Origin of the sequence: Amycolatopsis aidingensis (assembly GCF_018885265.1) — a bacterium.
In the GTDB taxonomy this organism is placed as follows: domain Bacteria; phylum Actinomycetota; class Actinomycetes; order Mycobacteriales; family Pseudonocardiaceae; genus Amycolatopsis; species Amycolatopsis aidingensis.
On record NZ_CP076538.1, the window covers coordinates 4,203,793 to 4,225,628 of the forward strand.

Annotated in this window: 19 protein-coding genes; 13 read left to right on the top strand and 6 right to left on the bottom strand. The window is 70.6% G+C overall.

Annotated features, from left to right (window positions below):
• The first annotated feature begins 90 nt into the window (after nucleotides 1-90).
• Nucleotides 91-3,315, top strand: a complete 3,225-nt coding sequence (locus tag KOI47_RS19280; protein ID WP_216205316.1) for a BTAD domain-containing putative transcriptional regulator — start codon at nucleotides 91-93, stop codon at nucleotides 3,313-3,315.
• On the opposite strand, the gene KOI47_RS19285 is transcribed toward KOI47_RS19280, so the two are convergent.
• The 5 genes from KOI47_RS19285 to KOI47_RS19305 form a co-directional block, all read right to left on the bottom strand.
• Nucleotides 3,275-4,744 (bottom strand): SDR family oxidoreductase, encoded by a 1,470-nt coding sequence (locus KOI47_RS19285; protein WP_216217399.1) that lies wholly within the window; start codon nucleotides 4,742-4,744, stop codon nucleotides 3,275-3,277. The two genes, KOI47_RS19280 and KOI47_RS19285, sit on opposite strands and share 41 nt — an antisense overlap.
• Nucleotides 4,745-4,803: 59 nt before the next feature.
• Nucleotides 4,804-5,994, bottom strand: a complete 1,191-nt coding sequence (locus KOI47_RS19290; RefSeq protein ID WP_216205321.1) for a DUF222 domain-containing protein — start codon at nucleotides 5,992-5,994, stop codon at nucleotides 4,804-4,806.
• A 363-nt stretch (nucleotides 5,995-6,357) separates the two neighbouring features.
• Complete coding sequence (locus tag KOI47_RS19295; RefSeq protein ID WP_216205324.1) at nucleotides 6,358-7,332, bottom strand: SDR family NAD(P)-dependent oxidoreductase; 975 nt, start codon at nucleotides 7,330-7,332, stop codon at nucleotides 6,358-6,360.
• A gap of 37 nt (nucleotides 7,333-7,369) precedes the next feature.
• Nucleotides 7,370-8,017, bottom strand: a complete 648-nt coding sequence (locus tag KOI47_RS19300) for an SRPBCC family protein (RefSeq protein WP_216205326.1) — start codon at nucleotides 8,015-8,017, stop codon at nucleotides 7,370-7,372.
• 20 nt (nucleotides 8,018-8,037) lie between these two features.
• Entirely contained in the window at nucleotides 8,038-8,382 is a 345-nt protein-coding gene (locus KOI47_RS19305) for an ArsR/SmtB family transcription factor (RefSeq protein WP_216205329.1), read from the bottom strand.
• Between the two features lie 131 nt (nucleotides 8,383-8,513).
• Between KOI47_RS19305 and KOI47_RS19310 the strand changes: the two genes are divergently transcribed.
• The 5 genes from KOI47_RS19310 (at nucleotide 8,514) to KOI47_RS19330 (ending at nucleotide 13,908) form a co-directional block, all read left to right on the top strand.
• Nucleotides 8,514-10,442: a serine hydrolase gene (locus KOI47_RS19310; RefSeq protein ID WP_216205332.1), complete on the top strand. Its 1,929-nt coding sequence runs from the start codon at nucleotides 8,514-8,516 to the stop codon at nucleotides 10,440-10,442.
• 97 nt (nucleotides 10,443-10,539) lie between these two features.
• On the top strand, nucleotides 10,540-11,976 hold the full coding sequence (locus KOI47_RS19315) for a sigma-70 family RNA polymerase sigma factor (RefSeq protein ID WP_216205334.1): 1,437 nt from the start codon (nucleotides 10,540-10,542) through the stop codon (nucleotides 11,974-11,976).
• An 83-nt stretch (nucleotides 11,977-12,059) separates the two neighbouring features.
• Nucleotides 12,060-12,593 carry a hypothetical protein gene (locus tag KOI47_RS19320; protein ID WP_216205339.1) on the top strand — a complete coding sequence of 178 codons (534 nt, stop codon included), beginning with the start codon at nucleotides 12,060-12,062 and terminating at the stop codon, nucleotides 12,591-12,593.
• Nucleotides 12,590-13,321: an AfsR/SARP family transcriptional regulator gene (locus KOI47_RS19325; RefSeq protein WP_216205341.1), complete on the top strand. Its 732-nt coding sequence runs from the start codon at nucleotides 12,590-12,592 to the stop codon at nucleotides 13,319-13,321. The genes KOI47_RS19320 and KOI47_RS19325 overlap by 4 nt, the downstream gene beginning before the upstream one ends.
• 326 nt (nucleotides 13,322-13,647) lie before the next feature.
• Complete coding sequence (locus KOI47_RS19330) at nucleotides 13,648-13,908, top strand: WhiB family transcriptional regulator (protein ID WP_216205344.1); 261 nt, start codon at nucleotides 13,648-13,650, stop codon at nucleotides 13,906-13,908.
• On the opposite strand, the gene KOI47_RS19335 is transcribed toward KOI47_RS19330, so the two are convergent.
• On the bottom strand, nucleotides 13,909-14,376 hold the full coding sequence (locus KOI47_RS19335) for a DUF6292 family protein (RefSeq protein ID WP_408629946.1): 468 nt from the start codon (nucleotides 14,374-14,376) through the stop codon (nucleotides 13,909-13,911). It abuts the gene before it with no gap.
• 124 nt (nucleotides 14,377-14,500) lie between these two features.
• Between KOI47_RS19335 and KOI47_RS19340 the strand changes: the two genes are divergently transcribed.
• From KOI47_RS19340 to KOI47_RS19370, 7 genes are all read left to right on the top strand, one after another.
• Complete coding sequence (locus KOI47_RS19340; RefSeq protein ID WP_216205347.1) at nucleotides 14,501-15,151, top strand: HSP18 transcriptional regulator; 651 nt, start codon at nucleotides 14,501-14,503, stop codon at nucleotides 15,149-15,151.
• Between the two features lie 125 nt (nucleotides 15,152-15,276).
• Nucleotides 15,277-15,708, top strand: coding sequence for an Hsp20/alpha crystallin family protein (locus KOI47_RS19345; protein WP_216217400.1), 432 nt, complete (start codon nucleotides 15,277-15,279; stop codon nucleotides 15,706-15,708).
• Nucleotides 15,709-15,779: 71 nt separating this feature from the next.
• On the top strand, nucleotides 15,780-16,937 hold the full coding sequence (locus KOI47_RS19350) for a CaiB/BaiF CoA transferase family protein (protein ID WP_216205350.1): 1,158 nt from the start codon (nucleotides 15,780-15,782) through the stop codon (nucleotides 16,935-16,937).
• Nucleotides 16,938-16,983: 46 nt separating this feature from the next.
• The gene (locus KOI47_RS19355) at nucleotides 16,984-18,213 is read left to right on the top strand and encodes an IS4 family transposase (protein WP_216205352.1); all 1,230 of its coding nucleotides are present in this window, start codon (nucleotides 16,984-16,986) and stop codon (nucleotides 18,211-18,213) included.
• 674 nt (nucleotides 18,214-18,887) lie between these two features.
• Complete coding sequence (locus KOI47_RS19360; RefSeq protein ID WP_456318989.1) at nucleotides 18,888-19,946, top strand: quaternary amine ABC transporter ATP-binding protein; 1,059 nt, start codon at nucleotides 18,888-18,890, stop codon at nucleotides 19,944-19,946.
• Nucleotides 19,939-20,793 (top strand): ABC transporter permease, encoded by an 855-nt coding sequence (locus tag KOI47_RS19365; RefSeq protein ID WP_216205358.1) that lies wholly within the window; start codon nucleotides 19,939-19,941, stop codon nucleotides 20,791-20,793. The genes KOI47_RS19360 and KOI47_RS19365 overlap by 8 nt, the downstream gene beginning before the upstream one ends.
• A gap of 72 nt (nucleotides 20,794-20,865) precedes the next feature.
• Entirely contained in the window at nucleotides 20,866-21,801 is a 936-nt protein-coding gene (locus KOI47_RS19370) for a glycine betaine ABC transporter substrate-binding protein (protein WP_216205360.1), read from the top strand.
• Nucleotides 21,802-21,836: the final 35 nt, after the last annotated feature.

The window sequence follows — 21,836 nt, forward strand, 5'->3', positions numbered from 1 at the left end:
TTGACGAGACCCACGCTGCCCGCGGCCGCGCATGGTTCGCTGCGGGTCCGCGCACGGTCCGCTGTCGGTGCGCCGGGTTACTGTCGACAGGTGCGATTCGGGGTGCTGGGGCCGCTGGCGGTGTGGGCCGGGGACGGGAGCACGGTGCGCGTACCCGAGTCCAAGGTGCGCGCCCTGCTGGCGAACCTGCTCATCCAGGAGGGCAGGCCGGTCTCCGCCGACCGGCTCGCCGAGGACCTGTGGGGCGACCAGCCGCCCGGCAACCCCGGGAACACGCTGCAGACCAAGGTCTCGCAGCTGCGCCGGGCACTGGACCGGGCCGAACCGGGCGCCAGGGGGATGGTGGTACACGGGCCGGCCGGCTACCGGCTGGACCTCCCGCCGGATGCGCTGGACCTGCATCGCTTCCGCGCGCTGACCGCGAGCGCGCAGGCCGACGACGATCCGCGGCGGCGAGTTGACCTGCTGTCCGAGGCACTCGCGCTGTGGCGGGGCCCGGCCCTGGCCGATTTCGCCGACGAGCCGTTCGCCGCGGCCGCCATCCAGCGGCTCGAGGAGGGCCGGCTGGTCGCGGTGGAGGAACGGGCACAGGCACGGCTGGAGCTCGGCGAGCACGGCCCGCTCCTCGGTGAGCTGGGTGACCTCGTCGCGCGGCACCCGTTACGGGAGCGGCTGCGCGCGCTGCAGCTGCGCGCCCTGTACCTGGCTGGCAGGCAGGGCGAGGCGCTGGCGGGCTATGCCGAGGTACGCGGGCTCCTCGCCGGGGAACTCGGCCTGGACCCGGGCCCGGAGCTGGCCGCCGTGCATCAGGCCATCCTGCGGCAGGACCCGGCGCTGGGCGCCACGTCCGGGCCGGCGACCAGGGCACGCACCAACCTTCCCGCGCCGCTGACCGAGCTGGTGGGCCGGGCGGAGGCGGTGCGCTCGGTCGCGATGCTGGTGGAACGCCACCGGCTGGTCACCCTCACCGGTCCGGGCGGGGTGGGCAAGACCAGCCTCGCGGTGGAGACCGCGCGCGGACTCGACGCGGTGGCCCCGGACGGGGTATGGCTGGTGGAACTGGCCGGGTTGGACCGGCAGTCGTGCGTGCCGCATTCCTGCACCGGGGAGGACTGGATCGCGCAGTTGGTCGCGGCCGAGCTCGGGGTCAGGGAGGACACCGCGGGCGATGCCGAGCTCCCGGCGGGACCGGCCGGGCTCGCGCAGCGGCTCGCCGAGGTGCTGCGGGACAGGGCGATGCTGCTGATGCTGGACAACTGCGAGCAGCTGACCGAGCCGATCGCCGCGCTGGCCGCGCGGCTGCTGCGCACGGTCCCAGGGATGCGCATCCTTGCCACCAGTCAGGAACCACTCGGGGTCGCCGCCGAGGTGATCTGGACCGTGCCACCGCTGGACGTCCCAGGGCAGGACGCCGAGACCGACCCGCGAGAGTTCAGCGCGGTGCGCCTGTTCGCGGCGCGGGCCGCGGCGACCGCGCCCGGGTTCGTGCTGGACCGGGACACCGCCGCCGCGGTGGCCACGATCTGCCGCAGGCTGGACGGGATACCGCTGGCGCTGGAGCTGGCCGCCACCCGGGTGCGCACCCTCGGCGTGCATGAGTTGCTGGCCCGGCTGGACGACCGGTTCCGCCTGCTGGCCGCCGGGCGCCGGGACGCCCCGGCCAGGCAGCGCACGCTGCGCGCGATGATCGACTGGAGCTGGGAGCTGCTCACCCCGGCCGAACGGATCGTGCTGCGCAGGCTCGCGGTGCACGCCGAGGGATGTGGCCTGGAGGCGGCGGAAACGGTGTGCGCGGGCGATGGGGTCCGGCCGGAGGAGGTGCTGGACCTGCTGGCGCGGCTGGTCGACCGCTCCCTGGTGGTCAGCCAGCCCGATGCGGGTTCCGGACCCCGGTACCGGCTGCTGGAGTCGGTCGCGGCCTACTGCCTGGAGCGGGTCCGGGAGGCGGACGAGTCACAGCGGCTGCTGCTGCGGCACGCCGAGTACTACGGCTGCCTTGCCGAGCGCGCCGACCCGCTGCTGCGTGGGCCTGGGCAACGCCGCTGGCTGGACCGGCTCGACGTCGAGACGGCGAACCTGCGGACCGCACTGGACACCGCGGTCCGGCAGGGTGCCGCCGGGCTGGCGCTGCGCCTGGTCAACGCGCTGACCTGGTACTGGTTCCTGCGCGGGCGGATCAGGGAGGCCCGGCGCTCGCTGCGCACGGCGCTCGCCGCGCCCGGAGCTGCCCCCGCCACCGCACGGTCCATCGCCGAGGCATGGGAGGCGGGTCTCGCGGTGCTGGCAGGAGCCCGGGTTCCCGAGGTGGTCAAGGACGGCGTCGCCGCCGCGGAGGCGATCGACGAGCCGTTGCCGCGGGCGCGGGCGCTATGGTTCCTCGGCTATGTGCTGACCACTGTCGCCGACCGCTCCGCGGAGGACCTCACCGCGCGGGCGCTCGCCGAGTTCCGCGACCGGGACGACCGGTGGGGTGTCGCCGCCGCGCTCTGCGACCGGGTGAGCCAGGCGATCGGGCGTGGCGAGTTCACCGGAGCCCGGCGGGACGCGGCGGCGGGCGCCGAGTTGTTCCAGGGTCTCGGTGACCGCTGGGGGCAGCTGCAGTCCTCGTTCGCACTCGGCGTACTCGCCGAGGCCTCCGGCGAGTACGAGGAGGCGGCGCGCCTGCATCGGGCGGGGCTGGGCATGGCCGAGGAGCTCGGGCTGTGGCCGGAGGTGTCCTATCAGCTGTCCTGGCTCGGCCGGATCGCGCTGCTCACCGGGGATTTCGCCGAAGCGAGGCGATTCCACGAGCGCGCCATGCGCCTGGCCGCCGAGCAGGGTTTCACCCCGGGTGAGATGTACGCGGAGACCGGGCTCGCGCTCGGAGCGCGCCGGGAGGGCAGGCTGGCGGATGCCGAGCGGCACCTGCGGCGGGTGCTGGAGTGGCATCGCGAGGTGGGTTTCGAACCAGCGGGTGCGCTGATCCTGGACGAGCTCGGGTTCGTCGCCGAACAGCGTGGGGAGCCGGAGACCGCGCGTGAGCTGCATGAGGAGGCCCTCGCCATCGCGCGTCGGGTGGGCGATCCGCGTGCAGTGGCGCTGGCGCAGGAGGGCCTCGCCGGGGTGCATGCCCTGGCGGGCGAGCCCGTGCAGGCGGCCAGGCTGCTCGGGGCCGCCGCGGCGGCCAGGGAGTCGGTGGGCGCACCGCTGCCGCTCGCCGAACGTGGGGACGTCGACCGGATCACCGCGACGGTCCGCGCCCTGCTGAGTGCGGAGGAGTTCGCCGCCGAGTTCGCTAGGCCGCCCGAGAGTCCCGGCGTTCGGCCGTATTCGTGATGTTGCGGACCATGCCGCCGAAGATCAGCCCGTGGAAGGGCGCGATGCCCTTCCAGTAGAGGTGCCCTGCCAGCCCGTGCGGTTCGAACACCGCGCGCTGCCGGTATCTCGCGCCACCCGCGGGGTCCGGGAGGGCGGACAGCTCGAGCCAGGCGCGCCCTGGCAACCGCATCTCGGCACGCAGCCGCAGCTCGTGCGGCCGGTCCAGATACTCCACCCGCCACCAGTCGAGGGCCTCCCCCAGGTGCAGGTGCCGCGGGTCACGGCGGCCACGGCGCAGGCCGACCCCGCCGAGCAGCCGGTCGATCCAGCCGCGCACCGACCAGGCGAGCGGAAAGGAGTACCACCCGTGCTCACCGCCGATCGACTCGATGACCTGCCACAGCACCTCGACCTCGGCGGAGGTCCGGCGTTCGCGGACGTCCTCGTACAGGGTGCCGCCCGCCCATGCGGGGTCGGAGGGCAACGGCCCGGATGGCGCACCCGGGATGGCCGCGTCCGACCAGCGGGTGGGCACATCGGCGTCGCGGATGCGGCCCAGGGCCAACTCGATCGCGCGCTCGTAGGAGATCCGGCCCGCGTCGGGCTCGGGGATGTAGGCGGAGATGTCGTCGTCCTGACAGACCACCTCGTGCACCAGGGATTCGATCAGTGGCACCGCGATGCTGCGTGGCACGGGGGTGACGAGGTTGACCCACTGCGCGGACAGCCACGGGGTAAGCACCGGGACCGGGAGAACCAGGCGACGTGGCAGCTCGGCGACCCGGGCATAGCGGCGCATCATGTCCAAATAGGACAGTACGTCCGGTCCCCCGATGTCGAAGCCACGGTTGATCTCGCCTTGGAGGGTGGCCGCGTGGACCAGGTAGTGCAGCACGTCCCGCACGGCGATCGGCTGGACCCGGTTGTGCACCCACCGCGGAGTCACCATCAGCGGCAGCCGTTCGGTGAGGTGTCGCAGCATCTCGAAGCTGGCCGACCCGGAGCCCAGGATCACCGCAGCTCGCAGCACGATCGTCGGCACCCCGGATTCAAGCAGGATCCGCCCCACCTCAGCACGCGAGGCAAGGTGAGCGGAGAGGTCGGCGCCCTCCGGTGTGAGGCCGCCAAGGTAGATGATCCGACCAACGCCGGCTTCGCGAGCGCACGTGGCCACCGTCGCCGCGGCCGCCCGATCGCGCTCCACGAAGTCATGCTGGTGCAGCGCATGCACCAGGTAGTAGGCGACCTCCTGCCCCTGGAGGGCGGCGGCCACGCTGTCCGGGTCGGTGACGTCACCGGGAACGATCTCGGCGCGGTCCCGCCACGGTGCCTCGGCGAGCTTGCCGGTGTCCCGCGCCACCGCGCGCACCTCGTGCCCAGCCCGCAGTAGCTCCGGGATCAGCCTGCCGCCGATATAGCCGGTCGCGCCGAACACCACACACCGCATACCCATGATCTTTACCTAATCCGGCCTCCGCCGCAGTGGGCGGGGTGTCAGCAGCGCCCCTAGAAGGGTGGTTTGTCGTTGTCTGGGGTGAGGGGTTCGTGGAGGGGTTCGCGGGGGCTTTGGTGGATGTCTCCGTGGGGTGTGGTGATGGTGGGTATCCCGTCGATGACTTCGTATTTCCATCCCGGCAGGTCTTTGAGGTGGTGGTCGCGTTCGCAGTAGCCGACCAGCTCTTCTTCCCGGGTGCCTCCGCCTGTGGCCCAGTCGGTGGTGTGGTCGTTCTGGCATTGCTGGGAGGGCCGGTGGCACCCGATGCCCTGGCATTCCCGGTCTCGTACCCGTACGAACTCATCCAGTGCCGCCGGGGGCCGGTACCGCGTACGCCCCAGGTCGGTGGGGTGTCCGGTGGCCGGGTCGGTCAGCAACCGTCGCCACACACTGTCCGGATGCGTAGCCAGCTCCCGCGCCAACGCCGCCGGGATATGCCCATGCCCGGCCAGATACCCCGGCTGCTCATCCAGCCCCAGCAGGGAGCTGGCGGCGAAGTACAGGTACACCTCCGTCCGCGGCGCCCGGATCGTGCCGTCCTCTCGGAGGGCCAAATCAGCGAACACGTCCGCCCGCAACTGCTCCAACGTGCGACTGTCCCCTTCTTTCCGCATCCGTCGGGCGGCCCGGTCACACCGCGCATAAATCGCACTGGCCACCTCCGTCGGGAGGTCGGCCATCAGGCTGGACACCCCATCCTCCTGATGCGCCAGCTCCAGCGACCGTTGTGCCCGCCGGGCCCGGGTGCGCCGCGCCGCCCCGTCCGGGTCGACCGCGAGCACCTGGTAGCGCACCGACCGCCGCAAACTCGTCCGGTCTTTACGCTCCAGTTTGTCGCCCATCCGCTCATCCACCTCCCGGGCCTGGTGGTCGGTGAGGACCGCGGTGGGTTCCACCACCGCTTTCACCTTCTCCTGATCAATCCGGCCCTCCCGGAACGCGGCGAGGGTGTTCGGCAACCGGGTGAGGTGCTGCCCCAGCGCCAGGGCTTCCTCCACCCGGTGCCGGGTCCAGTAGAGGCGCCCGGCGATCTCGGTCACCAGCGAGACCCGTTCGTCCCCGTCGTGGGCGAGGTCGGCCACCAGCAGCACCCGCCGCGCCTCCAGCCGGGCGATGGCGCGTTCGTTGGCCTCCAAGGCGTCGAGTGTGGTGAGTGCGTCTTCTGGAGGATCCGTGTGCGGATCAGAACTGTGTCTGTCCATACCCACAATTGTATCGACGAGTCCGACGAAAATTCCCCGCGTGAATGTATACCCGCCGGTATTCACTCGAATGCGTGTTCGACACAGAATGCATGCCAGGCCGGGCCCGGGGTGCCCGTTCCGTGGGGTGCTGGCGCTAGTAACCAGCCCTGCTAGTGGTGATGCGTGCAGCGCCAGTGCCCCACGGCGCGCCGAAGGCGTGCCTGAAACCCAGCCACAACCACCCTCACCCCGTCACCGGCAAACTCGCCTACGCGAGCGGCAAACACGATGTACGGGAACGGCCAAAGCGTGCGCGTGGGCAGCCAACGCGTGCGCGGGAACGGCAAACACGCGCGCGTGGGCGGCAAACACGCGGGTGGGTCAGGGGAGGGCGGCGGCCTGGGCGCACCAGGACCAGACGGCGTCCCGCTCGGCCTCGGTTTCCCGGGTCCAGGGCAGCAGGTGCGCCGGGCGTTCTCTGCGGTCGTGCCAGAAGCGTCCGCTTGGCAAGGGTTCGGGGGTTGCGGCGAGCCAGACGGCGGTGTCGGCCCCCTGCTGGAGGTTCCGCAGAATCGGGCCGGTGAGGCGGCGGAATCCAGGAAGCGAGTCGGCAACGCCCGGGGTGTCCGCCCAGCCGGGATGCATGGTGTGCACGGCGATCCGGTCCGGTCCCCACCGGCGGGCCAGCATCGGCGCGAGGGCCACCTGGATCCGCTTCGTCCGCGCGTACGCGGTCGCGCCCCGGTACTCCCCCACCGTGTACTCCAGGTCGTTCGCGGGCAGCGACTGGGTGTACATCCCGCCGGAGGACACCAAGATCACCCGGCCAGAGTCCGCGGCACGCAGCCCGGGGCGCAACGACTCGGTCATCCGCAGCGGCCCGAGCACATGCGTGGCCAGGGCCAGCTCGTGTCCTTGTGCCGAGGTCGAACGGGTGGGCGGGAGGACACCGGCGTTGTGCACCACCACGTCCACCGCATGCTCGGCGTCCAGCAGTTCCCCCGCCATCCGCCGCACGTCCTCGAGATCGGAGACGTCACAGCGCAGCACCCGGAACTGCGCCCCGGGCACGGTATCGGCGAGTTCGGCACGGGCGCGCTCCCCTTTGGCCGTGTCCCGCACCACCAGGTACACCCGGGCACCGAGCCGGGCGAGACCGGCGGCGGTCGCCATGCCGAGGCCGGAACCGGCCCCGGTCACCACCGCGGCGCGGTCGCGCAGCGCACCCGGCTCCGGATCGGCTGGCCACCCCGGCAACCGCCTGCGCAGTTCGAAGCCCGATCGCGGATATCCCGCCAGCACGCTGCGATCCAGCAGCGTGTCGACCAACCCACCGATCCGCTCCTGCCATGTCATGGTCCCATGGTGGCAGCGCGGGACACCGGCCGCAGGCTCAGGACCCGGCGGCCTCCCCGGACCCGGTGTAGAAGGCGGTGGTCCGCTCCGCGGCCGCCCGCGCCGCGGCCTCGTCCGTGCCCGCGGCCACGCTCGCCGCGCGCCAGCGTTCGCTGCTCTCGGCCGCGAACCGCTTGCCCTCATCGGACTCGCTCCAGGCCGCGACCTCCTGTGGATCGGAGCCATCGCCGGCTTCCAGGTGCAACGCCAGACCCAGCAGGCCGAGATCCCAGCCCACGCCCACGGCGCCGGGTCCGAACTGCTCCCACAGCTCGTCGCTGACATGCGCGATGTGTTCCAGCTCGAACCGGGTCCTGTCATCCGCCTCGCGCGCCAGCCGCACCTCGATCCAGCTGACCTGCCCGCCGTACTCCCAGGTGGCGGCGAAGCTCTCGGGCGGATCGCACCGCTCGATCTTGCCGCCGGCATTGCCCTCCAGCTGGTAGCGACCGCCGAGGCGAAGGTCGCCGGTGACCGGAAGGAACCACCGTCGGATGCGTTCGGCATTGGTGCAGGCGTCCCACACATCCTCCAGTTCCGCGTTGTACACCTGGCTTATGGTGATCACGCGGGCCTGGCCCGCGTCCAGCACTCGGCTGCCGAGCTCACGCCGCACGGCGTTGATCCGGTGAGTCACGTCGATCATGGTTCCCTCCTCGTGTTCGGTTACTGCTCCTCGCCGCGTAGCCTGCGCTCGCGCTTACCCCTGGCCAGCTCGGTCGCCAGTGCGTCCAGATGCGGGGTCCAGAATCGACGGAAACGGTCGAGCCACACGTCCACATCCCGCAGCGGCTCGGAGTTCACCGCGTACAGCCGCCGGGTGCCCTCTGGCCGCACGGTGGCGAAACCGTTCTCCCGCAGCACTTTCAGATGCTGCGACACGGCCGGCTGACTGATCCCGAACTCCTCGACGATCACCGCGCACACCGCGCCGGAGGTCTGCTCGCCCTCGGCGAGCAGCTCGAGGATCCTGCGGCGAACCGGATCACCGAGTACGTCGAACGCATGCACCAGGACAAACTACCAGTCCAGACTTATATAAGTACAGTCTTAGTTTAAGACCTGTCACAGACCCATCGGTAGCGTCCGTTCCGGCCGGCAACGACATGCCGGGCCACACCAAGGAAACGGGGTGAGTCGTGATGAGCACGACGTCAAGACGCGGTGCCAGGCGGGCCTGGCTGGGGGTACCGCTGGCCGCGGCGATGGCGGTGACCTTGCTGCCGGTCACCGGCGCGCCCGCGGCGGCGCATCCGGGGATACCGTCCCCGGTCTTCGACCCGGACGCGGTCTCCTGGGCCTCGATCCGGGACGCGAGCAGCGCCGGGTTCCAGGACAGGCTGGACACCTACCGCAGGCAGGGGTTCCTGCCGGTGGACATCGACATCGAGGTCGACGGCAGGCAGTACCGGGCGGGCGCGGTGTTCCAGCGAAACCTGGACAACCGGGACTGGACGGTGATCAGGGATCTGACCTCCGCCGAGTTCGGCGAGGAGTGGCGGCGGCAGGTGGACCGCCGGATGCGCCTGGTGGACCAGGAAAGCTACCTGCTCGACGGGGTACGCAGGTACGCGGCGGTGTTCGTGGCGAACACCGAGGGATACGGCTGGGCCTCCAAGCGGAACATGACCACCGCGCAGGCCCATGACTTCTACCTCGACCAACGCGCGACCCGGATGCCGGTGGACGTGGACAGCTACGGCACCCCGGACGCGCCGCGATTCGCGCTGGCCTGGGTGGACAATGCCGAGAAGCTGGACTGGCGGCTGCACCGGCAGCTCACCAGCGCCGAGTTCAGCGAGAAGTTCGCCGCCTACCAGGGCAAGTTCCGGGTGCTGGCGTTCGACTCCATGCAGACCGCGCAGGGCCAGCGCTACTCGGCGATCTGGGTGGAGAACCGCGACGGCCGCGGCTGGGCCGAACGTCGCGATCTGACCGCGCAGAACTTCGCCAACTGGTGGCACCGCTACAGCGACGAGGGCTACCGGCTGGTGGGCTTCGACCGGTACCAGACCGTGAACGGCCCGCGCTACACCGGGATCTGGCGGCAGAACAGCGACCGTCCGAACTGGTCACTGAAGAACGAGGTGAACCAGCGCGTACTGCAGGAGCTGACCGCGACGGACGTTCCCGGCATCAGCGTGGCGGTGACCCAGGGCAACCAGCTGCGTTATCTGCGCGGCTTCGGCCATGCCGATGTGAACGACAACGAGTGGATGGACGGCACCTTCGTCGGCCCGTTCAACTCGGTGAGCAAGGCGGTGGCCGGCGCACTCACCATGGACGTCGCCGAGTCCAGCGGCGGCGCGTTCACCCTCGGCCAGAACACCCGCGACCAGGTGCCACAGCTGCCGAACCACCACACCCACGAGATCGGCGAGCTGACCAGCCTGCGCGGCTGTGTCGGGCACTACGGCGAGATCCCGGCAGGCACCTTCGACAATCCGCCCTACCCCACGGCGGAGGCCGCGGTGAACGAGTTCGCAGGCGAGCCGCTGGCCTGCACCCCCGGCACTCAGTGGAAGTACAGCACGCACAGCTACTCGGTGCTCGGCTGGGCGCTCGAGGAGTACCTCGGCGAACCGATCGGCGAGATCGTCGAGGAGTGGGTGACCCAGAAGTACGGGCTGGCCAGCCTGCGGCCGATCGACCTCGGGAACACCGGGGTGCGGCGGATGACCCTGTACTCGACATCGAACACCGAGCTCACCGCTGGTGACTCCAGCTACAAGGTACTCGGCGGCGGCCTGGAAGGCTCGGTAAGGGACATGGCCCGGTTCGGCCAGAAACTGGTCACCGGCCAGATACTCGGCGCGGCCGCGATGGACGACATGCTCACCCCGCCGGACGGGCTGAGTAGCTACGCGCACGGCTGGTGGACCGGTACCGAGAACGGGCACGAGGTCGCGGCCAAGGACGGCAACTGGCCGGGCAGCCGCACCTACCTGCGGGTCTACCCGGAGGACGACGTCGTGGTCGCGGTGATGAGCAACCGGGACGGCGGCGGGCACAGCCCGATCCAGCTCGGTAGGGACATCGGCGCGATGATCCTGGCCGAGCTCGACGCCTGACCGGCGGCTGAGCCGTCCGGGCGGGGATGGCCGGAAACCGTCCCCGCCCGGGCCTTGTCCGGGTATAGTCCCCCGCGCCGCACGCCGGGAGCCGAGCATGACCTCACCTGCCGAGCCAACCGATGCCCACCTGGTCGAACTCGTGCTCACCGGCGATCGCGCCGCGTTCGCCGCGATGTACGACCGGTACGCCGACCGGCTGCATGACTTCTGCGTCTCCATCCTGCGCAACCGGGAGGACGCCGCCGACGCCGTGCAGGACACCTTCCTGCTGGCCGCGGAACGGCTTTCCCAGCTCGAGGATCCGCGCCGGCTTCGGCCCTGGCTCTACGCCGTGGCCCGCAACGCGGCCCTGCGCAGGGCAAAGGATCGTCGCCGCTACGCCCCGGAGGCCGAGATGGCCGAGCAACCCGACGCCGGGCCGGTACCGCCGCAGGCGGCGGAGCAGGCCGCGGTGCGGGACCTGGTATGGAGTGCCGCCGCCGGACTGTCCGATCGCGACCGCGCGCTGCTCGACCTGCACCTGCGGCACGGTCTGGAGGGTGCCGAGCTCGCCGAGGCGCTCGGGGTGGGTGCCGGGCACGCCTACGTGCTGCTGAACCGGCTGCGTGGTCAACTGGAACGCTCACTCGGCGCGCTGCTGATCGCCCGGCTGGGCAGGCGGGACTGCACCGAGCTCGCCACCCTGCTGCGGGACTGGGACGGCCGGTTCTCCCCGCTGGTGCGTAAGCGGGTGGCCCGGCATGTGGACCGCTGCGGGACCTGCGGCGAGCGCAAACGGCGCACGCTCAGCCCGGTGGCCCTGCTCGCCGCGGTGCCGCTGGTGCCGGCTCCCGCCCTGCTGCGCGACCGGGTGCTGGGCCAGGTGGACCTGGTGGCGCACGCCCGGTCCGGCGGTCCGCCACGCCCGCGCTCCGGGCGCCGCCGGGTAATGGCGGCCGGGGCGGTGCTGGTCGCCCTCACCGGTGCCGGTGTGTGGCTGGGCACCCGGGACGCGGCGACTCCGGAGCTGGCAGGCGAGGCGGCCCCTGGCCCGGCGGGCAGTACCCGGCCGGTGACCTCACCGGCCGCGGCGCCGCCGCTCGCGACGTCCGGTTCGCTCACCCCGGCCGGACCTTCCGGTACGGCCAGCCCCGGCCCGGCGGCCGTCACCCCCGCGACCACCGACCCGGCCACCGGGCGGCCGGACACCGCGGGGCCGGTGTTCCTCGACCAGTCGATCCTGCCGCCGCGGGTGGGCATCCGGGGCTGCCCCGACGACCAGGCCGAGATACGTGCCGAGGTCGAGGACGACTCCGGGGTCGAGACGGTGCGCATGGACTGGACCGGGCCCGACGGCCAGGGCGGCAGCACCGAGCTGGTGGCGGCGGATGGATCGTGGCGGGCACCGTTGGGGCCGTTCCCGCGGCGTGGACAGGTGCGCTGGCAGCTGACGGCCGCCGACCGCGCCGGGAACAGCAGCGCGGGCGACCCCGGCACGCTGACCGTGTTCGCCTGCGCCACCAGCACGTCGACGCCGATCCGGGTGAACTGAGCGCTCCGCGAGAAAAGTTGTAAGGTCGCGCGGCGCTGCCCGCTCCTACCTGGCGAAGGATCCCGACGACCCAGGAGGACACCATGGTCGGCACCGCTCCCCTCCCGATCCGGCACGGCATGCCGGTCGCTCTGCTGCTGCTCGGCACCGTGCTGCCGGGCACCGAACCGACACCCGCCGTGGAACCGCCGTCCGGCGATCTGCGGATCGAGCAGCCGTGCTGGACCTACGGCACCTGCCCGGCACCGACCGGGGAATCCGGCAGCACCGAGCCCACGCCGCCCGGCGAGCCGCCGTCCAGCACCACCCAGCAGCCACCGTCGTCCACGGCGACCACCGGAACGACCGGGACCACGGCGACCGGCGCATCCCGGCCGGCGACCACCGGCCCGCGGGGCGGTGCCGCGGCGCCGCCATCTCCGGCCGGTACCACGACGGCCTCCCCCGCCGAGCCCGCACCGGCCGCGGCGAGCCAGCCCACGGGAACCCAGGAGGGCGGCCTGCCAGGATGGGTGGGCCTGGCGGCGTTCGGTATCGGCGCGCTGCTGCTTCTGCTCGGGCTGGCGACCCGCCGCTGGCTGTCCTGGTCCGAGCGCCGTGGCGGGTGGTCGCGATGAACACGGTGACCCAGCCGGAGTACCCACGCCTGCGCACCCTCGGCGGGTTCACCCTGTACCGCGCGGGCCGGCCGGTGCGGGCCGGGGAATGGCGCTCGCGGAAGGCCCGCGAGCTGCTGACCTTGCTGGTGGCGCGCAGGGACGAGGCGATCTGCCGGGAGCAGGTGTGCGACCTGCTCTGGCCGGGGGTCGATCCGGGCGCCTGCCGCAACCGGCTCTCGGTCGCGCTGTGCACGGTGCGCGGGATGCTCGATCCGGACCGGCGGTGGGCACCGGACACCTTCGTCACCACCTACGCCGACGCGATCCGGCTGACGAACCTGCGGGTGGACGCCTACGAGTTCCTGGAAGGGGCCCGGCGCGCGCTGCGCGCCCACCGGGCCGGTGCCGAACTGGCCTACTGCCTGCTGCTCGCCGCGGACGCGGACTACGCGGGGGACTTCTGCGCCGACGATCCCTATCTGGAATGCGCCGCACCGCTGCGGGAGGAGGCGCGGGCCACGCACGTGGCCGTCCTCCGCGCGCTGGCGGTTGCCGCGGGGGAGATCGACGACACCGAGCGGCAACACCGGTGCTTCCTGCGGTTGCTGCAATACGACCCTTACGACGAGTTCGCCCAGGCCGGCCTGGTGCGGTTGCTACGGGGACAGCGGCGACTCGGCGAGGCGACCCGGTTCCAGGCGCGCTGCCGCAGCCGGATGGCCGAGCTGAGCCTGCCGCCCCGCTGAGCGCACCGTCCAACGGGGACGGAAAGCCGTGCCCTCGTCCGCAATCCGTTCGCCGGACCGATTGTGGTCCGGCGCATAACTAAATGCGCGGCGATATCCGGCCGTCTCGGGTAAGCTGGATCAAGTGCGTTCCGGCGCACATTCGATCCGGCCGATGGCCGGAGAGTACGAGAGCCTGTCGCCGGGAACCCAGTAGGGGTCCGAAGCGTTGCACCTCGTACCGACTGAGCACCGTCCTCGCCCTCCGCGTGTCCGTTCGTTCCGGCGGGCCGCTTGGCGAGCAAGGAGAACGACGTCAATTACGCCGTGAAGGGAGGCGGCACCTGATGAACACCACGATAACCGATTGGCGGCATCGTGCCGCCTGCCGGGATGAGGATCCCGAGCTGTTCTTTCCGGTTTCCGATGTGGGGCCCGGTGCCGCGCAGGTGGCGCAGGCGAAGGCCGTATGCGCTCGGTGCCCGGTGCGGGCCCAGTGCCTGCAGTACGCATTGGACAACGGTCTGGACTACGGGATCTACGGCGGCACCACCGAGCGGGAGCGGCGCGATCTCGTCCGCCGCTCGCGCCGTGCGCACGCCGCCTGATCAGACACCCGCCGCGGGTGGTTCGCGGTAACCGGCGAGTGCCGTGGCCAGCGATCGATGCCGGCCCGGCGCCCGCAGCCGCGGCGGGTCCACCCGGTGGGCGGTGTGCCCCTCGGCACATACCGCGGTGACGAACCGGGCCACCCGGCCCGGCTCGGGGCACACCTCCGTACCACCGAGATAGTCCAGCACGATGAGATCCTCGCCCGAGTGGGTCTCGATCGCCGCGGCCCAGCCGTGCCGCTCGTCCCACAGCAGGGCGAGCTCCCGATCCGGAAACCGGGCCGACCGCAGATCCAGCGCGAGATATGCGGATACCGGCACGTCCAGGTCGACGGTGCAGGACTCCCTGCCGATCCCGAACTCCGCGGCGACCGCGTCGAGATAAGCCTGCAGGGCGTGGCCGAAGCCGACGAGGTATTCGAGCTCTCCGACGTCCTCGAGGCCGTGATCGGCGTCAACGATCAGGCTCGTCACGATTCACCTTCCGGTAGCTGAAGTAACCACTTCCGAGCCATGTGCGCGGGCACGTTCCTGTTCTAGCATGTCGTCACAACGACGACAATGGCCAGTGTCATCAAAGGGACGACTTATGACGGACCTCTCAGCCCCTTCACCCAGCACCGCCGAACAGGCCCTGGCCGCTATCCGGATGGCCCTCGACCCGGCCGGCGCGGACCGGGACGAACTGCTGGCCGCCCTGGTGGCGCTGCGCGCCCTGCGCGAGGACATCGCCAACTGGGAACCCGAGCTGATCACGGCCGCGCGCGCGGCCGGTGCCAGCTGGGCCGCGCTCGCCCCGGCACTGGGCCTGGCCAGCAGGCAGGCGGCCGAACGCCGCTACCTGCGCCTCCAGCGCCCGGCGGACGGTGCGGCCACCGGCGAGGGCCGGGTGCGGGCCGAACGCGACAAACGCGCGGGCGATCGCGCCGTCAGCGCGTGGGCCAGGGCCAACGCCGCCACACTGCGCCAGCTCGCGGGCCAGGTCAGCGCACTGGACGGCCTCGAGGACGCGGGCCAGGAGCGGGCCGAGCGGGTGCAGGAGGCACTGGCTGGCAGCGATCCGGCCGCGTTGCTCTCCCCGCTCGCCGAGGCCAGGCCGCACCTACGGGAGGGCCATGCCGGCCACGCAGCACTGGCCGCCCGGATCAGCGCGGTGACCGAGCAGGCGCGGCGGCTGCACCAGGACACCGTGGCGGGCCGAGCGGGCGGACAAGAGGGCTCCGACCAGGGCCCTCACTAGCCTGACCGGGTGAACCGCAACTAGACTTCCAACCGAAGGAACAATAAAGTTGAGCCTGTCGTTGGCAAGGTTGAGAGTCGTTGACACCGCGCCGGAAGCGCGGTCGAGAAAGGAGGCTGTGCATGATGTTGATGCGGACGGACCCGTTCCGGGAGCTGGACCGGTTGACCCAGCAGTTCTTCGGGGCCAACGGCACGGCGACGCGCCCCGCGGTGATGCCGATGGACGCGTACCGCTCGGGTGAGGAGTACGTGGTCCAGTTCGACCTGCCCGGCGTGCGGCCGGACTCGATCGACCTCGATGTCGAGCGCAACGTGCTGACGGTCAAGGCGGAGCGGCAGCCGAGCTACGAGGAGAACAGCGAGGTCCAGGTGTCCGAGCGGCCCCGTGGCGTGTTCTCCCGGCAGCTGTTCCTCGGCGAGACGCTGGACACCGACAAGATCGAGGCCAGCTACGAGGCAGGCGTGCTGACCCTGCGCATCCCGGTGACCGAGCGCGCGAAGCCGCGCAAGATCAGCATCAGCGGCACGGACCAGGCCAAGCAGATCGACGCCTGATCCACTATCCGGCACCGGCCCCGCGACCCCGGGGCCGGTTTTCCTTTTCCGCAAGGGCCTAGAGTGGCCGCGTGACCGAACGGGCCCGGCAGGCAGGTGCGCTGTCCGGCGTGCTCGTCGCGGACTTCTCCCGCGTGCTGGCCGCGCCCTACGCCACCATGCTGATGGCCGACCTCGGCGCGGACGTGATCAAGGTCGAGCGCCCGGGCGGAGGGGACGACACCCGTGCCTGGGGCCCACCGTTCGCCGGTGACCAGGCCACCTACTTCCTCGCGGTGAACCGCAACAAGCGCTCGATCACCCTCGACCTGGGCGCCGAGGCGGACCTGCGCCGGGCGCGCGAGCTGGCCCGCAGGGCCGATGTGGTGATCGAGAACTTCCGGCCGGGCACGATGGCCAAGTACGGCCTGGACTACGGACGGGTACGGGAGGGCAACCCCGGCGTCGTGTACTGCTCGGTGACCGGCTTCGGCGCGGCCGCCGGGGCCGAGCTGCCGGGGTACGACCTGCTGGCGCAGGCGGTCGGCGGGCTGATGAGCGTCACCGGCCCGGCACCCGGCGAGCCGGTGAAGGTCGGCGTGGCCGTGGTGGACGTGCTCACCGGGCTGCACGCCGCCGTCGGGGTGCTGGCCGCGCTCCGGCACCGGGACCGCACCGGCGCGGGGCAGCTGCTCGAGCTGAACCTGCTCGGCACCCTGCTGTCCAGTATGGTCAACCAGAGCGCGGCCTACGCACACACCGGCGTGGTGCCCGGCATCATGGGCAACCGGCACCCTTCGATCGCCCCGTACGCGGTGTTCCCCGCCGCGGACCGCCCGCTCGTCCTCGCGGTCGGCAACGACCGGCAGTTCGCCGCGCTGTGCGAGGGAATCGGCAGACCAGAGCTGGCCGAGGAGCCGCGGCTGCGCACCAACAGCTCCCGGGTGGCCAACGTCGAGGAGCTCACCGGGCTGCTGGAGACGGAACTGGCCCGGCGTACCGCCGCCGAATGGTTCGACATCCTGAGCCCGCTCGGCGTGCCCTGCGGCCCGGTGAACGACCTGGCCGGCGCCGTGCAGCTGGCCACCCAGCTCGGCCTCGACCCCCTCGTTCCCAACGGCGAGGGCCATACCGTGGCCAACCCGATCGGGCTGTCGCTGACCCCGCCGGACCACACGGGCAGGCCGCCGCGGCTCGGCGAGCACACCACCGACATCGCAGCCTGGCTGGACGAGGAACAGGCCACCTAGGCCCAATACCGCTTAGTTTGGTTGGTTTGGGTTGTAGGGTGGTGGGGTGCCCAGGCCAGGACAGAGCAGGTCGTCGTCGGATGAGCGGCTGCCGGATCGGATCGCGATCGGGGTGCTGACGAAGGCGTTTCCTCCGGAGTTGGTTGACGAGGTGCTGGCTGTGACGGGGCGGGGTGAGCAGCGGAAACGATTGTTGCCTGCCCGGGTGGTGGTGTATTTCGTGCTGGCGATGTGCCTGTTTAGCCGGGAGGGCTATGAGGAGGTCACCCGGCTGTTGACGCAGGGGCTGGCGTGGGCGCGGCGGTGGCGGGGCCAGTGGCAGGTGCCCACGACGGGGGCGTTGTCGCAAGCACGGGCCCGGCTGGGGCCGGAGCCGTTGAAGGCGTTGTTCGCCCGGGTGGCCGCTCCGGTGGCGACCGCGAGCACGGTCGGGGCGTGGTATCGCGGCTGGCGGCTGGTCGCCGTGGATGGCACCACGTTCGACCTGCCCGACACGCCGTCCAATGTGGATCACTTTGGTCGTCCCGGTAACTCCCGCGGCGAAGGACAAAGTGCCTATCCTCAGGCGCGGGTGGCGGTGTTGGCCGAGTGCGGCACGCATGCCATCTTTGCCGCCACGGCCGGGCCGCTGGCCACCCACGAGACCGCCCTGGTCCGGGAGTTGTTCGGCGAGCTGGCCTCCGGGATGTTGCTGGTGGCCGACCGGGCGTTTCTGGGCTTCGACCTGTGGCGAGCCGCCGCCGGCACCGGAGCCGACCTGCTGTGGCGTGTGCGTGCCAACGCGGTCCTGCCCGTGGTCGAGCAGTTCGATGACGGTTCGTATCTGTCGGAGATCGTCGCCGCCCGCGACCAATATCGGCGTGCTGATCCGATCACGGTCCGGGTCGTGGAATACACCCTCGGCACCGACGAGACCGTCTATCGGCTGGCGACCACCATCCTGGACCCCCAGTCCGCTCCGGCAGCGGAACTGGCCGCGCTGTATGCCCAACGCTGGGAGATCGAGACCGCCCTGGATGAGGTCAAAACCCACCAAGGCGGCTCGAACTTCGTTCTGCGCTCCCAACACCCAGGCGGGGTCGAGCAAGAGATCTACGGGTTCCTGCTCACCCACCACGCCCTGCGGTCACTGATGCACGACACCGCCCACGCCGCCGAGATCGACCCTGACCGGCTCTCCTTCCTCCGCACACTGCGCATCGCCCGCCGCCAGGTCACCGACCAGGCGGGTTTTTCCCCCGACACATCTGAAACGATCACTACAAGCGGCCCGTGACGAGATCCTGCGCTACCTCATCCCACCGCGCCGCCGACGATCGAATCCCCGCGTGATCAAACGCAAAATGTCCAACTGGCGCCTCAAACACATCCACCACCGGAACCCGCCACCACCGGCCGACCCTGAGATCACCATCGTCGCCGCCACCAAACCCCACCGAACCCCACGAAATCACCTAAATAAGCGGTATTGCACCTAGGCCGTGTTTACGAAGGCACGCGCACCCGCGGGCCGCCCTCCCGCACCGATCGCGCACTCCCCAAGAGTCTATTGTGGACTTCGATGGAATGTTCACGATCGTGCTACCGGCAAGAGCTCGCCCGCAATTTTACCGGCACTCACCACAGGTAGTCGTCGCTGGCCACACCGTTATGAACACGGTGCGTCATGGTGTGATTATCACCAGCTCGTGACGATCCCGGAAAACGAATTCCTCATTCGGGTGACAGGTTGCGCTCTGTTACGAGGAGGTCTCGATTGATCCATTTAGCGGCCCCGATTATTTACTTTCTGTCGCAATGCCGCCCGAAGAGCGGGTAGGTTCCAGGCAAACGACGACACGGGCGGACGGCCGTTGTCCGTTCCACGGCCGCACCATCCGGCACGTACACGTGCCCGGTCCATCCGGCGCCGGAAATGGCGCCGTGCCGCCCAGCGAGCGGAAGGTGATCGTGACTGCCATACGAACGGAAGGGCTCTACAAGATCTTCGGCCGCCGCGCCGGTGAGGCGCTGCGCAAGCTGTCCGACGGCGCCAGCAGGGAGGAGGCTGTCGCCCTCGGCACTACCCCGGCCGTCATCGATGTGACATTCGAGGTGGAACCCGGCGAGATCTTCGTCGTCATGGGCCTGTCCGGCTCGGGAAAGTCCACCCTGATCCGCATGCTCAACGGCCTGCTCTCCCCCACCGCGGGACATGTCTATGTGGGCGGCGAGGACGTGGCCGCGCTGGAGGCTTCCGCCCTGCGCGCCCTGCGCAGGGATCAGATGAGCATGGTGTTCCAGCATTTCGCGCTGCTACCGCACCGGACCGTGCTGGAGAACGCAGCCTACCCGCTGAAGGTTCGCGGGGTGCAGGCCGCGGAGCGGGCGGAGAAGGCGAAGGCCGCACTGGAGATGGTGGGCCTCGGCGGCTGGGACGACCGGCTGCCGCAACAGCTTTCCGGTGGGATGAAACAACGGGTCGGGCTGGCGAGGGCGCTGGCAGCGGAGACCGACATCATGCTGATGGACGAGGCGTTCTCCGCGCTGGACCCGCTGATCCGCCGGGAGATGCAGGACCAGTTGCTCGAGCTCCAGCACCGGCTGAACAAGACGATCGTGTTCATCACCCACGACCTGAACGAGGCGATGCGGCTCGGCGACCGGATCGCGATGATGCGCGCGGGCCGGGTGGTGCAGGTCGGCACGGCCGAGACCATCCTGCGCGAGCCCGCCAACGACTACGTGGCCCAGTTCGTGCAGGACGTCGACCGTGCGCGGGTGCTCACCGCGTCCTCGGTGATGGAACCCGCGGGCGCCGCCTCCCCCGGCGACGGCCGGCCGACCGTGCCAGCCGACGCGCTGCTCATCGACGTGTTCCCGCTGTCAGGGCAGAGCACCGCGCCGGTCTCCGTCGTCGACGACGGCGGCCGCCAGCTCGGTGTCATCCACCGCGAGACGCTGCTGCGCGCCATGTCCGCCGCGGCCGAGGTCCGGCAGGGCGAAGGAGGGGAGGTCCGCCATGGATGAGTGGCGCATCCCGGTCGGCGAATGGACCGAGGAGGCCATCGACTGGCTGCAGTCGGTGCTGGGCCCGGTTTTCGAGTTCGTGCGCGAGGTGCTGCTCGGCGGCTACGAGAACCTGGCCGACCTGCTGCAGTTCCCCGCAGCCTGGGTAATGATCCTGATCCTCGGCGGGCTCGGCTTGCTCGCAAGGGGCGTGGTGTTCGGCCTCGGCAGCATTGTCGCGCTGCTGCTGATCCAGCTGATGGAGCAGTGGCCGAACGCGATGCAGACCCTGGCGCTGGTGATCGTGTCGGTGCTGATCGCCGGTGTGCTGGCGGTGCCGATCGGCATCCTCGCCGCGAAGACCCGGGTGGTCAGCGGAATCGTGCGGCCGGTGCTGGACTTCATGCAGACGATGCCGCCGCTGGTCTACCTCATCCCCGCCGTGGTGATCTTCCAGGTCGGCGTGGTCCCCGGGATCATCGCCACGATCATCTTCGCGATGCCGCCAGGAATCCGGCTCACCGAGCTGGGAATCAGGCAGGTGGACCCCGAGGTGGTCGAGGCAGGCCACGCTTTCGGCAGCTCCCCCGGCAAGATCCTGCGGCATATCCAGCTTCCGCTCGCCCTGCCGACCATCATGGCCGGCATCAACCAGGTGATCATGCTCGCGCTGTCCATGGTGGTGCTGGCCGGTTTCGTCGGCGGTCCCGGGCTGGGGCAGGAAGTACTCTCGGCCATTTCCCGAGTGGACGTCGGCCTCGGCATGGAGGCCGGCCTGTCCGTGGTGATCCTCGCGATCTACCTGGACAGGGTGACCGCGGCCCTTGGGGCCCGGTCCGCTGTCGCGCGCCAGGAACAGGTGGCGTGACGTGTCATTACCGAAGTCACAACGCGGGTGTCGCGCAGATATGAGTCAGATACCCAAGGAGGGACGAGTTACATGAGCAACGTCAGCAAGGCGGCGCGACTGACCGCCGTTGCCGCCACGGCCGCGCTGGTCCTGGCGGCCTGCGGTAGCGACGACGGGGGTGACGCAGGCGGTCAGACCGACGGCGGCGGCGAGAACAACGGTGCGCTGGCTGGTAAGGACATCACCATCGGTGTGTTCAGCGGCTGGGAGGAAGGCCTTGCCGCCTCCTACCTGTGGGGGCACATCCTCGAGGAGGAGGGCGCGACGGTCGAGTACCAGACCGCCGACCCCGGGCCGATCTACTCGGGCGTCGCGCAGGGGCAGTTCGACGTCGGGTTCGACGCCTGGCTGCCCGCCACGCACGAGGACTACTGGGCCGAGCACGGCGAGAACATGGAGGACCTCGGCACCTGGTTCAGCGACGCGCCGCTGACCATCGCGGTGAACGAGGACGCGCCGATCCAGTCCCTCGAGGAGCTCGCGGGCGCGGCCGGGGAGTTCGACAACCGGCTCGTCGGCATCGAGCCGGGCGCCGGCCTGACCAGGATCACCAAGGAAGAGGTGATCCCCACCTACGGCCTGGAGGACATGCAGTTCATCGAGTCATCGACCCCGGCCATGCTCGCCGAGCTGGAGGGTGCCATCGACAGCGGCAAGAACGTCGTGGTCACCCTGTGGCGCCCGCACTGGGCCTACGACGCGTTCCCGATCCGCGACCTTGAGGACCCGCAGAACGCGCTCGGTGACCCGGAGGAGATCCACTCCTTCGGCCGCAAGGGTTTCGCCAGCGACTTCCCCCAGGTGGCCGAGTGGATCGGCAACTTCAAGATGACCGACGAGCAGCTGCACTCGCTGGAGAAGATCATGTTCTTCGAGAACGAGGGCGAGGAGAACGAGAAGTCGGTCGACACCTGGTTGCAGGCCAACCCGGACTTCGTCAGCAAGCTGAAGGCGGGCAACCTCTGAGAACCCGTCAGGAGCGTGCTCCGGCCCCGGTCACC

What these genes read in the sequence shown, in the direction of transcription:
- KOI47_RS19365 (WP_216205358.1), top strand. Translation starts at nt 19,939, where the DNA reads ATGGATGAGTGGCGCATCCCGGTCGGCGAATGGACCGAGGAGGCCATC.
- KOI47_RS19300 (WP_216205326.1), bottom strand. Translation starts at nt 8,017, where the DNA reads ATGATCGACGTGACTCACCGGATCAACGCCGTGCGGCGTGAGCTCGGC.
- KOI47_RS19320 (WP_216205339.1), top strand. Translation starts at nt 12,060, where the DNA reads ATGGTCGGCACCGCTCCCCTCCCGATCCGGCACGGCATGCCGGTCGCT.
- KOI47_RS19345 (WP_216217400.1), top strand. Translation starts at nt 15,277, where the DNA reads ATGTTGATGCGGACGGACCCGTTCCGGGAGCTGGACCGGTTGACCCAG.
- KOI47_RS19330 (WP_216205344.1), top strand. Translation starts at nt 13,648, where the DNA reads ATGAACACCACGATAACCGATTGGCGGCATCGTGCCGCCTGCCGGGAT.
- KOI47_RS19285 (WP_216217399.1), bottom strand. Translation starts at nt 4,744, where the DNA reads ATGCGGTGTGTGGTGTTCGGCGCGACCGGCTATATCGGCGGCAGGCTG.
- KOI47_RS19315 (WP_216205334.1), top strand. Translation starts at nt 10,540, where the DNA reads ATGACCTCACCTGCCGAGCCAACCGATGCCCACCTGGTCGAACTCGTG.
- KOI47_RS19295 (WP_216205324.1), bottom strand. Translation starts at nt 7,332, where the DNA reads ATGACATGGCAGGAGCGGATCGGTGGGTTGGTCGACACGCTGCTGGAT.
- KOI47_RS19370 (WP_216205360.1), top strand. Translation starts at nt 20,866, where the DNA reads ATGAGCAACGTCAGCAAGGCGGCGCGACTGACCGCCGTTGCCGCCACG.
- KOI47_RS19340 (WP_216205347.1), top strand. Translation starts at nt 14,501, where the DNA reads ATGACGGACCTCTCAGCCCCTTCACCCAGCACCGCCGAACAGGCCCTG.
- KOI47_RS19310 (WP_216205332.1), top strand. Translation starts at nt 8,514, where the DNA reads ATGAGCACGACGTCAAGACGCGGTGCCAGGCGGGCCTGGCTGGGGGTA.
- KOI47_RS19290 (WP_216205321.1), bottom strand. Translation starts at nt 5,994, where the DNA reads ATGGACAGACACAGTTCTGATCCGCACACGGATCCTCCAGAAGACGCA.
- KOI47_RS19325 (WP_216205341.1), top strand. Translation starts at nt 12,590, where the DNA reads ATGAACACGGTGACCCAGCCGGAGTACCCACGCCTGCGCACCCTCGGC.